At 70.2% G+C, this 13,304-nt stretch carries 9 protein-coding genes; 6 read left to right on the top strand and 3 right to left on the bottom strand.

Annotated elements, in window-relative coordinates:
* Positions 1-199 precede the first annotated feature (199 nt).
* Complete coding sequence (locus GWK61_RS45715; protein WP_194919009.1) at positions 200-1,225, bottom strand: DUF1906 domain-containing protein; 1,026 nt, start codon at positions 1,223-1,225, stop codon at positions 200-202.
* A 158-nt stretch (positions 1,226-1,383) separates the two neighbouring features.
* On the opposite strand from GWK61_RS45715, the gene GWK61_RS45710 reads away from it, so the two are divergent.
* On the top strand, positions 1,384-3,681 hold the full coding sequence (locus GWK61_RS45710; RefSeq protein WP_194919007.1) for a heavy metal translocating P-type ATPase: 2,298 nt from the start codon (positions 1,384-1,386) through the stop codon (positions 3,679-3,681).
* A 112-nt stretch (positions 3,682-3,793) separates the two neighbouring features.
* Here GWK61_RS45710 and GWK61_RS45705 read toward each other — a convergent pair whose 3' ends face one another.
* Positions 3,794-5,755: a cell wall-binding repeat-containing protein gene (locus GWK61_RS45705; RefSeq protein ID WP_194919005.1), complete on the bottom strand. Its 1,962-nt coding sequence runs from the start codon at positions 5,753-5,755 to the stop codon at positions 3,794-3,796.
* Positions 5,756-5,865: 110 nt separating this feature from the next.
* Between GWK61_RS45705 and GWK61_RS45700 the strand changes: the two genes are divergently transcribed.
* Positions 5,866-6,537: a hypothetical protein gene (locus GWK61_RS45700; RefSeq protein WP_194919003.1), complete on the top strand. Its 672-nt coding sequence runs from the start codon at positions 5,866-5,868 to the stop codon at positions 6,535-6,537.
* 81 nt (positions 6,538-6,618) lie between these two features.
* Here GWK61_RS45700 and GWK61_RS45695 read toward each other — a convergent pair whose 3' ends face one another.
* Positions 6,619-8,616: a cell wall-binding repeat-containing protein gene (locus tag GWK61_RS45695; RefSeq protein WP_194919001.1), complete on the bottom strand. Its 1,998-nt coding sequence runs from the start codon at positions 8,614-8,616 to the stop codon at positions 6,619-6,621.
* Between GWK61_RS45695 and GWK61_RS45690 the strand changes: the two genes are divergently transcribed.
* The 4 genes from GWK61_RS45690 to GWK61_RS45675 all read left to right on the top strand — a co-directional run.
* Positions 8,615-8,809 (top strand): hypothetical protein, encoded by a 195-nt coding sequence (locus GWK61_RS45690; protein WP_194918999.1) that lies wholly within the window; start codon positions 8,615-8,617, stop codon positions 8,807-8,809. The genes GWK61_RS45695 and GWK61_RS45690 overlap by 2 nt on opposite strands.
* A 65-nt stretch (positions 8,810-8,874) precedes the next feature.
* Complete coding sequence (locus tag GWK61_RS45685) at positions 8,875-9,969, top strand: glycosyltransferase family 2 protein (protein ID WP_194918997.1); 1,095 nt, start codon at positions 8,875-8,877, stop codon at positions 9,967-9,969.
* Entirely contained in the window at positions 9,966-12,878 is a 2,913-nt protein-coding gene (locus tag GWK61_RS45680; protein ID WP_194918995.1) for a YfhO family protein, read from the top strand. The genes GWK61_RS45685 and GWK61_RS45680 overlap by 4 nt, the downstream gene beginning before the upstream one ends.
* Positions 12,875-13,304, top strand: a 430-nt coding sequence (locus GWK61_RS45675) for a GtrA family protein (protein WP_194918993.1), incomplete at its 3' end; no start/stop codon positions are given. The genes GWK61_RS45680 and GWK61_RS45675, both read left to right, overlap by 4 nt.

The raw sequence follows: 13,304 nt of genomic DNA, 5'->3' as shown, positions 1-13,304 counted from the left end.
CCGCAACCCCGTCCCGCCGCGCCGCCCCGCTCCCGCCGCCGCCAACCCGCCGCAGCGCGGGACGATGGGCCGCCGCCCGGCGACCCGTCCCGGTCGGCCCTCGGAGCGCTGAGTCGGACAGCTGACAGCTGACAGCTGACGTTGATCGGGCCGAACCGCACCTGCGGTCCGGCCCGCGATCGTCGTAGTAGTGCTGCGCCTACTTCAGCGCCGCCACCGGCGCGTCCAGCACGTTCAGATCGATGTTCAACCGCTTCCCGCCGTACGTCTCGTTGTGGCCGCCCCGGTACTGCTTGATCCGCTGCGGACCGGGCCAGTACCGGTTGCTCAGCGTCGCGTCGCCGAACAGCTGCGGGACCTTGTCCCAGTGCGCGAACCACGCCACGTCCGCGCGGTAGGCCGCCCCGCTCTCGTACACCAGCGCCATGTCCGCGATCGCGCCCTTGGAGCTGCTGTAGACCCCTGAGATGAACCCGCGCGCGTGCAGCTGGTCGGTCCAGGCGCTCAGGAACGCCTGGACGTCCTGGGTGCAGCCGGCGTCGTTGCGCGGGTAGTACTCCATGTCGAAGTAGATCGGGCTGCCCGGGGCGATGCCGAAGTAGGCCGCGCGGTTCGCCGCGTCGTTCGCGGCCTCCTGGCCCTGGGTCCAGCGGCGGCTGCGGGCGATCAGCGCCGGATGGCCGCGGCCGGGGTTCTTCCAGCAGGGCGCCTGCAGGCCGACGTAGATCGGGAAGAACTTCCAGCCCTGCCGGGCCACCGTCTGGATCCAGCCCGGGGTCAGGTTGCCGTCCGGGCAGGCGCGGTCGATGCCGCCGATGTAGATGCCGACCGCGTGGTAAGGCGAGGCGCGGGCCCAGGCCTGCATGGCGTCGGTGGACGGCGCCGCGCAGGTGTCGAAGCCCAGGCCCGAGTAGGTGGCGGCGGCCTTGATCGTGCGCTCGGGCAGGCGCGTGGGGGCAGGCGGCACGGTCTGGGGCTCCTCGTCCGCCGGGCAGTTCTGGTCCGGCCCCGGGCCGCCGAGGTTCACCGCGTGCCGGTCATACCGCATACAGGTATGCGGCTCGGATGACAGATCGTGTACCGGCCATCTCACCGGGGCCGCGACCGTGGTGCCGGCGGAGCTCACCTCCTTGGGCCCGGACAGCGGCCCGACCGCGGCGGAGGCGGCTTCGCCGCAGCTCAGGGTCAGGGCTGCGGTCACGGCGATGAGACGGAGCAGGCGCATGACGGGCCGCCTACCCGGTGTCGCGACGGCGCTCACGCGAAGGACCCCCGGCGGCCCAATCGTCGGATCAGCTGACCGGCCGCTGGCGGAATACCCCCATGGGGTATAGCGTTGGCGCAGATGAGACACTGATCCTCGTTCCACATGCGGAGGCAGCGATGGCGGAGACCACCCTGGAGGTGCCGGCGGAGTCCGGCCCCCTCAATGACGTCGAGTTGGCCATCGGTGGGATGACCTGCGCCTCCTGCGCGTCGCGGATCGAGCGCAAGCTGAACAAGCTCGAAGGCGTCACGGCGACCGTGAACTACGCCACCGAGAAGGCGAAGGTCACCTTCCCGGCCGACTACGCGCCGACCGATCTGGTCGCCGTGGTCGAGGCGGCCGGTTACACCGCCGCCCTGCCCGAGCCGCCGGCGCCGCCGTCCGCCGGGCCGGCCTCGGCCGACGGCGAGCCGCCGAAGACCGCCGCCGAGCTGGAGGACGAACGCCGCGCCGTAGCGCTGCGGCAGCGCCTGACCACCGCGGTCGTGCTGTCCGTGCCGGTGGTCCTGATGGCGATGATCCCCGCCCTGCAGTTCCGCAACTGGCAGTGGGCCTCGCTGACGCTGTCCGCGCCGGTGGTCACCTACGCCGCGTGGCCCTTCCACAAGGCGGCCTGGACCAACCTGCGGCACCGCGCCGCCACCATGGACACGCTGGTGTCCGTGGGTGTCTCAGCAGCCTTCCTCTGGTCGCTGTGGGCCCTGTTCTTCGGGGACGCGGGGATGCCGGGGATGAAGCACGGCTTCGATTTCACGATCTCCCGCACCGACGGCTCCGGGTCCCTCTACCTGGAGGCGGCCTCGGGCGTGACCGCGTTCATCCTGGCCGGGCGGTATTTCGAGCACAAGGCGAAGCGGCGCTCCGGCGCGGCTCTGCGGGCCCTGATGACGCTCGGCGCGAAGGACGTCGCGGTACTGCGCGACGGTGCCGAGGTGCGGATCCCGATCGGCGAGCTGGCCGTCGGCGACCTGTTCGTGGTGCGGCCCGGCGAGAAGGTGGCCACCGACGGGGTCGTGGAGCAGGGCCGCTCGGCGGTCGACGCCTCGATGCTCACCGGCGAGTCGGTCCCGGTGGACGTCGCCCCCGGCGACGCCGTCACCGGCGCCACCGTGAACACCTCCGGCCGGCTGGTGGTGCGGGCGACCCGGGTCGGCGCCGACACCCAGCTGTCTCGGATGGCGAAGCTGGTCGAGGAGGCGCAGAACGGCAAGGCCGCGGCGCAGCGGCTGGCGGACCGGATCTCCGCGGTCTTCGTCCCGACGGTGATCCTGCTGTCCCTGGCCACGCTGGCGTTCTGGCTGCTGGTCGGCTCCGGCGGCGTCGCGACGGCCTTCGCGGCCGCGGTCAGCGTCCTGATCATCGCCTGCCCCTGCGCGCTGGGCCTGGCCACGCCGACCGCGCTGATGGTCGGCACCGGCCGCGGCGCGCAGCTCGGCGTTCTGATCAAGGGCCCCGAGGTGCTGGAGAACACCCGCAAGGTGGACACGATCGTGCTGGACAAGACCGGCACCGTCACCACCGGCAGCATGGCGCTGGTCGGCATGGCCGTGGCCGACGGTGAGTCCGAGACCGAGGCGCTGCGCCTGGCCGGCGCGTTGGAGGCGGCCAGCGAGCACCCGATCGCCAGGGCGATCGCGGCCGCCGCGGCCGAGCGGACCGGAGCCCTGCCCGAGGTCGAGGGCTTCGAGAACGTCGAAGGCCTCGGAGTCCAGGGCGTGGTGGACGGCCACGCGGTCGTGGTCGGCCGGGAGAAGCTGCTGGCCGAGTGGGCCCAGCACCTGACGCCGGAGCTGGCCTCGGCCAAGGCCGCGGCCGAGGCGGCGGGCCGCACCGCGATCGCGGTCGGCTGGGACGGCCGGGCCCGGGCGGTGCTGGAGGTCGCCGACGCGGTGAAGCCGACCAGCGCCGAGGCGATCCGCGAGCTGCGGGCCCTGGGCCTGACCCCGGTGCTGCTCACCGGCGACAACGAGACCGTGGCCCGCGCGGTGGCCGCCGAGGTCGGCATCGACGAGGTGCTGGCCGAGGTGCTGCCGGTGGGAAAGGTCGAGGCGGTGAAGCGGCTGCAGGCCGAGGGCCGCGTGGTCGCGATGGTCGGCGACGGCGTGAACGACGCGGCCGCGCTGGCGCAGGCCGACCTCGGCCTGGCGATGGGCACCGGCACCGACGCCGCGATCGAGGCCGGCGACCTGACGCTGGTCGGCGGCGACCTGCGGACCGCGGCCACCGCGATCCGGCTCTCGCGCCGCACCCTGGGCACCATCAAGGGGAACCTGTTCTGGGCGTTCGGCTACAACGTGGCGGCGCTGCCGCTGGCCGCCGCCGGGTTGCTGAACCCGATGATCGCCGGGGCCGCGATGGCGTTCTCGTCGGTGTTCGTGGTGAGCAACAGCCTGCGGCTGCGCAGGTTCCGGTAGCCCGGTAGCCCGGTAGTCCCGTAGCTCGGTAGTTGGAGCGAGACACGCGGAAGCCCCGCAGACCCCCCTGGTGTCTGCGGGGCTTCGCTGTGCCCTGCGTCGTGCTACGAGATCAGGCCTTCGGGTTGACCACGTAGTTCACCTGGCCGCCCATGGAGCCGATCAGGTTGCCCATGCCGGTGTCGGTCACCGGAGGCACAGCCGCGGTGCCGCCGAAGACGTAGCCGGTGGTGATGCTCGAGGAGAAGCCGGTCACCCAGCTCTCCGCCTCGCTGGTCGGCTCGCCGGTCGTCGGGTTGACCAGCAGCAGCGGGCCGCCCTTCATGCTCATGAACGCGCCCCCGGACAGCGCGTCGGCCCAGCCGGTGCCGGTGGCGAAGCCGACCGCGGTCGGAACGGAGCCGCCCTGATCCCAGGCGCCGAAGAAGGTCCGGGCGACCAGGTACGAGGTCTCGTAGCGGGTCGCACCGACCAGCGCGGTGTGCTGGTAGCCGATGCTGGTGAGCGCGGTGTCCGCCTGACCGCCGACGCCGTAGACCGGGGTCGGGGACTGCGCGCTGTTGTGGGCCTTGACCTGTGCCAGGTAACCGCCGGTGGACGCCGGCATCTTCTTGTCGTCGGTCAGGATCACCACGCCCATGACCGGGCCGTAGGCCGCGCCGGACTCCGCGGCGGCGCCCGCGGACAGCGCGTCCGGGGACAGGTTGCCGGTGGCCACCAGGACCCTCCCGGGCTGCTGCCAGCCGTTCTGCGCGCTGGTGTGGGTGACCTCGTCCGCGATCGCCACCGAGGTCGCGTACCGGTCGGCGCCCGCGATCCGCTTGACGTTGTAGCCCATGGCGTGGACCGCGTTGGCCACGGCCGGGGACAGCGCCTGCTCGCCGCCGAGGACGTAGACGGTCTGGCCGTGGCCGAGCAGGCGGGCGATCTCGGCCTTGACCCCGGCGTCGAGGTGGTCGCTCGGGGTGAGCAGCAGCGGGCCGCCCACCGAGTTGGCCAGGGTGCTGCCGCCGAGCGCGTCGGCGAACTGGTCGGAGCGGCTCAGCACGACCGCCGAGGCGTTCTTCCACTCGGCCTGCGAGGCGGCGATCGCCGTGCCGATCCGGTCGCTGCCCTCCAGCCGGACCATGGTGTTCGGGTTGGACGGCCGGTAGGACGGCAGGCCCGCCTTGTTCGACTCCTGACGCTCCCCGGTGCCGTTCGAGGCGATCGAGTCGACCTCGGTGCCCGCCGCGCCCTTGCCCGGGCCGGCCTCGTAGGCGATGCGCGAGCCGTCGGGCGAGAACGCCGGGTGCAGGTGGTCGTGCGCGTCGGTGGTGAGCTGCTTCGGGGTGCCGGGCGGGTTGCCCTGGCCCTGCCCGTTGAACGCGACGGTCCAGATCTGCTCGTCGCCGGAGGCGTCCTTGCGCAGGAAGGCGATGGTCTTGCCGTCGGGCGACACGGTGGGCGCGATCCCGTCGTCGGAGACCAGGATGGGCCCGGCGCTGCCGCGGCCGAAGTCGTCCTGGACCCAGATCTCGTCCTTGCTGGTCGTCGCGTTGTGGTGCTGGAACGCCAGGATGGAGCCGTTGGAGTCGGGCGCGCTCTCGGTGCCCTCGGTGAACTTCTGGCCGCCCAGGAAGCTCAGCGGGTCCGACTCGTGCACCTGGGTGCCCGGCGCGAGGTAGGCCGCCACGGCCTCCAGCTTGGAGACGCCGTTCACGGTCTCGCTGAAGACGATCGCCTTGCCGCCGTCGATCCAGGTCGGGTTCGACCGCGTGGCGCCGGCCTTGGCGGGCGCGACCACCGCGAGGCCGAAGCCGCCGGCGCGCTCGGTGACCACGTTGCCGTTGCTGTCGACGTAGGCGATACGGCTGCCGTCCGGCGCCCAGGAGGCTTGGCCGATGTTCCCCTGGTAAGTCCAGGCCTGGCCGCTGTAGAGCACCGTGTGGGTGCCGTTCGTGATCGTCAGCGGTGAGTTCGACGCCCCCGCGGTCGTCGCCTGCGCGCTGCCGGCCAGTCCGACGCCGGTGACGACGGAGCTGGCGAGGACGGCCGTGGCCGCCAAAGACTTCTTGATGGACTTGCTACGCATTGTGCGTCTCCCCTGAGCACTCATGTTCAAAGCCCTGTCGCACGGTATGACGCACCGTTGATCGAAGGGTTGGTCGCCGTTGCCGATTCGTTATGTTCATACTGGGAGCCATGCGTTTCGAAGAGGTCCCGATGCCGGCCCGCATCGCCGCCCGGCCACGTGATCTGCGCGGATATCCGGTGCTGGCGATTACGCCCTGGGAAGATGGTGAGCCGCAGTTCGCCGCGACCGGAACCGCCAGGATCCTGATCTGTGCCGCCGAACGCCGGTGCTCCGTCTGCGGGACGCCGATGGCGCCCGGCGAGCCGGTCTGGCGCGTGGTCGCGGGGCCGGAGGCGGACGCGATCGGGGCGGCGCTGGCCGCAGGGGCCGAATACGCGAACGACGCCGCGACCGTCGAGCCGCCGGGGCACCGCGCCTGCATGCTCTACGCCGCGGTGGTCTGCCCCTGGCTGGCCCGGCCCAATGCCCGGCGGGCCAATGACGTCGCCGCGCTCGGGTTCGAGATCACCCGCGGCGAACAGCGCGGTTACGGCGGCGCCGTGGCGGGCTTCGAAGAGTTCGAAGCCTCGGTCGGGGAGTTCGTGATGTTCCGCTTCCGCGGCCTGCGGGAGTTCCGGCCGCACGAACTCGGCGACGAGCAGCTGCCGGAGCTGCTCAAGGCCGTGGACGACGAAGCGGGCACCCCGGGGATCCCGGAGTGCCCGCCCTATCTGCTCGACGACGAGCTGGCCGCGGAGGCCCGCTACACGGCTCTTCTGAAGGCGCTGCGCGGGTCCTGATACGCCCGCCGGCAGCCCCCGGACATCAGTACCGTGGCGGCATTACTGCCTTATCAGTATTGCGCTATCAGTACCGCGCTATCAGTACAGCCCGGTCGGGTTCGTCGCCACGCTGTACCCCGCCGCCCCGGCGATCGCCGAACCGACCGCCGAGTTCACGGACGGCGCCACCGCGACGTTGCCGCCGAAGATCAGCGCCCTGGTGAGCTCCGGCGCGGTGCGGTGCAGCCACGTCGTCACGTCCGCGCTCGGGCCGGCCTTCGGGTCGGTCAGCAGCAGCGGCCCGCCCAGGTGGCCCATCAGGGCGCCGCCGGACAGCGCGTCGGTCCAGTTCAGGCCGGTCGCGAAGCCGACCTTCGCGGGGCCGTCGAAGAAGTCCTTCGCGACCAGCAGCGAGGTGGCGTAGCGGTCGGCGCCCCAGACCGGCGTGAACTGCTTCGCGCCGCCGGTGCTGTAGCCGATCGTGCGCAGCGCGGTGTCCGCCTGGCCGCCGATCGCGTAGGTCGGCACGCTCGTGCCCGAGGGGTTGTGCCCGGCGCTGTTCAGGTAGGCCGCGGTCGCCGAAGGCATGGCCTTGTCGTTGGTGAGGACGACGACGGTGCCGTTGCCGTAGCCGACGTTCGGGATGGGCTGGAAGGCCGCCGCGCCGGCCGACAGCGCGTCGGCGAAGTTCTCGCCGGTGGCCACGAAGATCCGCTGCGGGGTGCTGCCGTTGGTGATCTTGTTCGCCACGGCGACCGACGTGGCGAACCGGTCGGCGCCGCCGATCCGCTGGACGTTGTAGCCCATGGCCTTGACCGCGTTGAACACGGCCGGGGACAGGGCCTTCTCACCGCCGAGCAGATAGACGGTCTGGGTGTACTGCGATGTCGGCGCGCCGAGCACCCGGCTGATCTCCGCGCGCACCGCCGGGTTCAGGCCGGCGCTCTGGGTCAGCAGCAGCGGGCCGCCGAACCGCTCGGCCAGCGCCGAACCGCTGAGCGCGTCGGCGAACTGGTCGTCGCGGGACAGCACCAGGTTGTTGGCGTGCGGGGTGACGGAGCTCGCATCGCCGCCCTTGTTCCAGACCGCCTGCGAGGCCGCGATCGCGGTCCCGATCCGGTCCGCGCCCGCGACCCGGTCCACCTGCTTGACGTTCAGCGGCTGGTAGGACGGGATCCCCGGGGTGCTGCGCACCTCGGTCGGGGTGCCGCCGGCGGCCGGGACGGTCACCACGTCCTTGGGCTCCGGCGGCGTCGGGCCCATGTGCAGGATCATGCCCTCGGCAGCGATCGTCTTGCTGTCCGGCGACCAGGTCAGGTGCGAGAAGCCGGGCACGGCCAGGTTCGTCACGTGGGTGATCACCGGTGCCGGGTTGCCGTGCGAGTCGAAGGGGACCGGCAGCGCGACGGTGTCGATCTGCCCGCCGGGGTCGACGAAGGCCGCCGCGTGGCCGTCCGGGGCGACCGAGGGGTCGGTGCCGTCCACCAGCTTCACGGCCTGCGGCCCGCGGGAGTTCCGGTCCAGGATCATCACCTGGCCGTTCTCCTGGAAGACCAGCCGGCTCAGGGGCAGGGTGTTCGGGTCGTACGGGTTCCAGGGCCGGAAGGTCGCGTCCGGCGAAGTGTCCGAGCCCTTGTCGCCGGCGGTCTCGGCGACCAGCGTCTCGACCGTCGGCGACCCCATGGTCAGGCCGTTGGCGTCCACCGACATCAGCTTTGACGCCGCGGCCGGGCCTTCCGCGAAGATGATCTCCGAGCCGCCGTCCTCCCACGTCGGGTGCGAGCGGGTGGCGCTGCTGTGCGTGAGCTCCCGGACGTCGCCGCCGGCAGCGTTGGCGACCGCGAGCTGGCCGTTGCCGTCGATGTAGGCGACGTGGCCGCCGTCCGGCGACCAGGCGGCGTCCGTGACGGAGCCGCCGATGTGCACCGTGTGCGTGCTGAACGTGATGTTCCCGGAACCGTCGCTGATGCTCAGCGGCGAGCCGGCCGATCCGGGGCTGGCGGCCTGGGCCGAGCCCGCCGAGCCGACCGCGATCGCCGCGACGGAACTGGCCAGGACGGCCGAGGCCGCCAGAGATTTGCGGAGAGTGGGACGCATGACACGACTCCTGCGGGTTGCATGGGACTCGACGGGATGGTTTCGCGATGCCTTGCGTTTTGTTGGACGCCGCAACGCCGAACTGGTTGTCGAACGTTACGGATCCGTGATGCGGCACCTGCGCGATCGCCGGGCGCCGGACTTCCCGCTGACGGAACTGGTTGTCCGAAAACATGCGTCCTCACTGCAGTAATGCCGTCCGTCGCGGCGTGCTCGGGTAGCCTGGCCCCGCAGTCCACGTCCATAACCGGAGATCCCATGCGTCTGTCCCTGGTCGTCCCGTGCTTCAACGAAGAAGCGGTTTTGGCGAGGTTTCACGAGGTCGTCCGTGTCGAGACGGCGGGGATAGCGGACGAGGTGGAGCTGGTCTTCGTCGACGACGGCTCCCGCGACGGCACCCTGGAGCTGATGAAGAAGCTCGCGGCGCAGGACCCCGAGGTCAAATACGTGGCCCTGAGCCGCAACTTCGGCAAGGAGCCGGCGATGCTGGCCGGGCTGAAGCGGGCCAGCGGGGACGCGGTGATCATCATCGACGCCGACCTGCAGCACCCGCCGGAGCTGCTGGGGCGCATGGTCGCGCTGCACAAGAACGGCTTCGATCAGGTCATCGCACAGCGGGACCGCGAGGGCGACAAGAAGGTGCGGTCGTTCATCTCCCGGGCCTACTACAAGCTGATCAACAGGATGGTCGACGTCGAGCTGGTGGACGGGGTCGGCGACTTCCGGCTGCTGTCCCGGCGCGCGGTCGACGCCCTGCTGGAGATGCCGGAGTACAACCGCTTCTCCAAGGGCCTGTATGCCTGGATCGGCTTCGACGCGGTCACTTTCAACTACCGCAACGCGGTGCGCGAGGCCGGCGAGACCAAGTGGTCCTTCCGGCGGCTGCTGGACTACGGCGTGGACTCGCTGCTGTCGTTCAACAACAAGCCGCTTCGCCTGGTGATCTACCTGGGCTTTCTGTTCTTCAGCGTCTCCTTCGCCTACATGCTGTGGATCATCGTGGCGGCGATGCTGCACGGCAACCACACCCCCGGCTACGTCACCACCATCGCGGCCATCGTCGGTATCGGCGGCCTGCAGATGTTCACGGTCGGCGTGATCGGTGAGTACGTGGGCCGCATCTACTACGAGGCCAAGCAGCGGCCGCACTACCTGGTCAAGGAGACCGAGTCCGGCCCGCTGCGGCACCAGAGCGACTTCCTGGCCATCTCCGGGGACCACCGGCTGGCGGCCGGGACCGTGGCGTCCGCACCGCCTGCCGCCCCTGCACCGCTCGCCGCCTCCGCGGCCGACGAACAGTCCGACCCGGTCAACGGCGTCCCCGGGGCGCGAGAGCTGAACGGAATCCAGTGAGCAGAACCGTCTGGCGGGGCCTGCGCCGCAATCTGTACCTGGTCCTCGCCTTCGTCGTCCCGGCGGTGGTCTACGGGGCGATACTGGCCGACCGCGGGATCTACCCGTTCGACCCGCACGGCACGTACACGGTGTTCATGATCGACCTGAACAACCAGTACGCGCAGTTCTACTCGTACTTCGACCAGGCGCTCACCGGCCACGGCTCGCTGCTGTTCACCTGGCGCGCCGACGGCGGCATGAACTTCTGGCCGATCGTGGCGTACTACCTGACCAGCCCCTTCGGGCTGCTGACGCTGTTCGCCTCGGACCACCGGCTGCCGATAATGATCGGCTTCATCATGTTGCTGAAGCTGGCCTCGGCGAGCCTGGGGATGGCGCTGTTCCTGCGCAAGTTCCGCGGCGACTTCGGCCAGGGGCTGCACTCGGTGGTGAACAAGACCGTCATCGTGGTCCTGTCCACCGCCTACGCGCTGGGTGCCTTCTCCCTGATCTACGCGTTCAACATCATGTGGCTGGACTCGCTGTACCTGCTGCCGTGGGCGCTGCTCGGCGTGGAGCGGCTGCTGGCCAAGGGCCGGGTCACCGCGCTGGCGATCGCGATCGGCCTGAACCTGGCCATCGACTTCTACACCGGCGCGATGGTCTGCGTCTTCGTGTGCCTGTACGCGCTGGCGCGCTACGTGGGGGTCCGTGAGCGTTTCGAGCGCGCCGACTTCCTGCGCACCGCCGGCCGGTTCGCCCTGGCCGGTGTCATCGGCGGACTGCTCGCCGCCGCCTTCATTGTGCCGACCTACTTCGGCGGCCTGAAGCAGAAGACGAGCCTGCACGTCGACGCCTCGGTGAACCCGCCGATCCCGGTGCTGTCGATGCTCGTGCGGTTCTTCGGCGGCACCACCGACGGCGGGACGTCGCTCACGCCGAACGTCGGGTCCGCGACCTTGATCCTGGTGCTGGTGCCGCTGTTCTTCATGGTGAAGGGCATCAAGCGGGCCGAGCGGATCGCCTTCGGCGCCGTCCTGGCGTTCCTGATCCTGGCGATGGAGGTCAAGCCGCTCTACATCCTGATGCACGGCGGCCAGATGCCGAACGCCTTCCCGTTCCGCTTCGCGTTCCTGATCACCGCGCTGCTGGCGTTCCTGGCGTTCCGGGCCTGGGTCGGCATCGACTCGGTGAAGCAGATCAAGTGGCTCGGGGTGAGCGCGGCGGCGTGGTTCGTGGTGCTGTACTGGGGGCGCCAGAGCTACCCGTGGATCATCCGGCCGGCGGTCGTGCAGTTCGACGCGCTGATCCTGGTGGTCGGCACCGCGCTCCTGGCGTTCGCGCTGTACCTGCGGGTGCGGCCGGCCGACGAGCCGATGGTCAAGTGGCTGGGCTGGATGCCCAAGCAGCTGGCCACGCCGAAGATCGCCGCCGTGGCCGCGGTCGCGGTGCTGGCCGTGGACGCCTCGGGCTCGGCCTCGCTGATCGGCCAGAAGACGCTCGGCAAGCAGCCCGGCAACAGCAACGGCTCCGTCGCCTGGACCAACTGGTACTCCTCGCCCACGAAGTCGTACGGCACTGCGCTCGCGTCCCTTCAGCCGAGCAACGACGAGTTCTTCCGCGCCGAGGGCTACGACCAGAACCTGCGCAGCACCAACGACGGCCTGCGCTACGGCAACTTCGCGTTCACGCACTTCTCCTCGCTGTCCGCGGCGAGCCTGCACCAGAACATGGCGAACCTGGGCTTCGCGCACTACCCCTCGTACGTCTGGTCCGCGCACACCGGCGCCACGTTGTTCACCGACGCGCTCCTGGGTTACCAGTACCTGGTGGGCACCACGCGTGAGACTAACGACGGGACCATCGACCGGCTCGGCACGACGTTGCAGAAGACGTACAACGACACCGCGCCGGCCAAGCCCGGCCAGCTGTCGCCGACGCCGGACGTCACCACGGTCTACAAGATCAACGACACGCTGCCGGTCGGGTTCCGGCTCACCGGTACTGATCTGGCGAACTTCACCGCGCCGGCGCCGGCGAGTTCTCCCTTCGCCACACAGGAGCAGGCGTTCGGGATGCCCGGGGCGTTCCAGTCGATGTGCGGCAGTCCGACGGTCACTGCGAGCGATGGGGTGACGGTCACGCCGGCCGCGGACGGAAGCGTGTCGATCAAGGTGCCGGCCAAGGCCAGCGCTGACAAGAAGCTCTACAGCGACAAGATCGTGTGGCAGTGCCAGTCCTCGGGGCAGCGGCAGCTGTACATGTACGCGCCGACCGGGCAGCCGACCGGGCTTTCCTTCGTCCGGGTCGACGGCCAGAATCGGCCGGCGCCGCTGACGGTGGACAGCCCGTCGAAGGACAAGGCGAACATCGCCTACCCCGGCGGGTTCGACAACGGGATCCAGGACCTGGGAAGTGTTGAGTCCGGGGCGTTCACGGTGACGATGTTCAGCGAGAACCTGCCGCTCCACAACTCGTACACGATTCCCGCCAATCCGATCCGCGGCTTGGACCCGATCGCTGTCGACGCGAAGCTGACGCAGCTGCGTGGGGGTGGGGTGACTGACGTGCGCTGGAACGACACCGGGCTGGCGGCCACGACGAGTGGGGACAGAGCGGCGACGGTGTTTCTGTCGGTTCCGACGATTCCGGGCTGGTCGGTCACGGTCGATGGGAAGTCGGTGAAGACCACCGAGTTGCTCGGTACCTTCACTGGTGTTCCGGTTCCGGCCGGGACCCACCGGATCTCGATGTCCTTCACCCCTCCGGGGCTCTACGCGGGCATCGGAGGCAGCACGGTGGGTCTGTTGGCGCTGGGCGGTGTCTGGTGGTTCCAGCGGCGGCGTGCGGCGGTTGCCGGGGCTGCCGAGCCGGCTGCCGGTGAGGGCGCGGGCGAGGCCCAGGTGCCGCAGGACGCGCTGTCATGACTGGGCTTATCAGGACACTGGCGAAGAACACGTTCGTCCGTTATGCGTTCAGCGGCGGTTCGGCGCTGGTGACCGAAGAGGTCGTGCTGTATCTGACGCACGGCCTGATGAAGTTTCCGCTGTGGCTGGCGACGGGGTTGGCGTACCTCATCGCGTTCGGTGTGAACTTCTCGATCAACCGGATGCTGACGTTCGCCGAGCACGGCGCGCGCGACGGTGCGGTGCACAAGCAGACGGTGCGGTTCGCGCTGCTGGTCTGCGTGAACCTGGGTGTCACGCAGGTGCTGATGTATTCGCTGACCGGTGCTGGGGTGAACTACCTGATTGCCAAGCCGCTGTCGACGGTGGTCATCACGCTGTACAACTTCTGGCTGTACAAGCATTGGGTGTTCAAGCCGGAGACGGGGACGGTGCTCGGGGCGGGGC

The sequence above is a fragment of the Catenulispora rubra genome, from assembly GCF_015356825.1.
In the GTDB taxonomy this organism is placed as follows: domain Bacteria; phylum Actinomycetota; class Actinomycetes; order Streptomycetales; family Catenulisporaceae; genus Catenulispora; species Catenulispora rubra.
Note: the sequence above shows the minus strand (reverse complement) of the source record. Positions and strands in the feature narration are given on the sequence as shown.

What these genes read in the sequence shown, in the direction of transcription:
- GWK61_RS45695 (WP_194919001.1), bottom strand. Translation starts at nt 8,616, where the DNA reads ATGCGTCCCACTCTCCGCAAATCTCTGGCGGCCTCGGCCGTCCTGGCC.
- GWK61_RS45710 (WP_194919007.1), top strand. Translation starts at nt 1,384, where the DNA reads ATGGCGGAGACCACCCTGGAGGTGCCGGCGGAGTCCGGCCCCCTCAAT.
- GWK61_RS45705 (WP_194919005.1), bottom strand. Translation starts at nt 5,755, where the DNA reads ATGCGTAGCAAGTCCATCAAGAAGTCTTTGGCGGCCACGGCCGTCCTC.
- GWK61_RS45700 (WP_194919003.1), top strand. Translation starts at nt 5,866, where the DNA reads ATGCGTTTCGAAGAGGTCCCGATGCCGGCCCGCATCGCCGCCCGGCCA.
- GWK61_RS45715 (WP_194919009.1), bottom strand. Translation starts at nt 1,225, where the DNA reads ATGCGCCTGCTCCGTCTCATCGCCGTGACCGCAGCCCTGACCCTGAGC.
- GWK61_RS45685 (WP_194918997.1), top strand. Translation starts at nt 8,875, where the DNA reads ATGCGTCTGTCCCTGGTCGTCCCGTGCTTCAACGAAGAAGCGGTTTTG.
- GWK61_RS45690 (WP_194918999.1), top strand. Translation starts at nt 8,615, where the DNA reads ATGACACGACTCCTGCGGGTTGCATGGGACTCGACGGGATGGTTTCGC.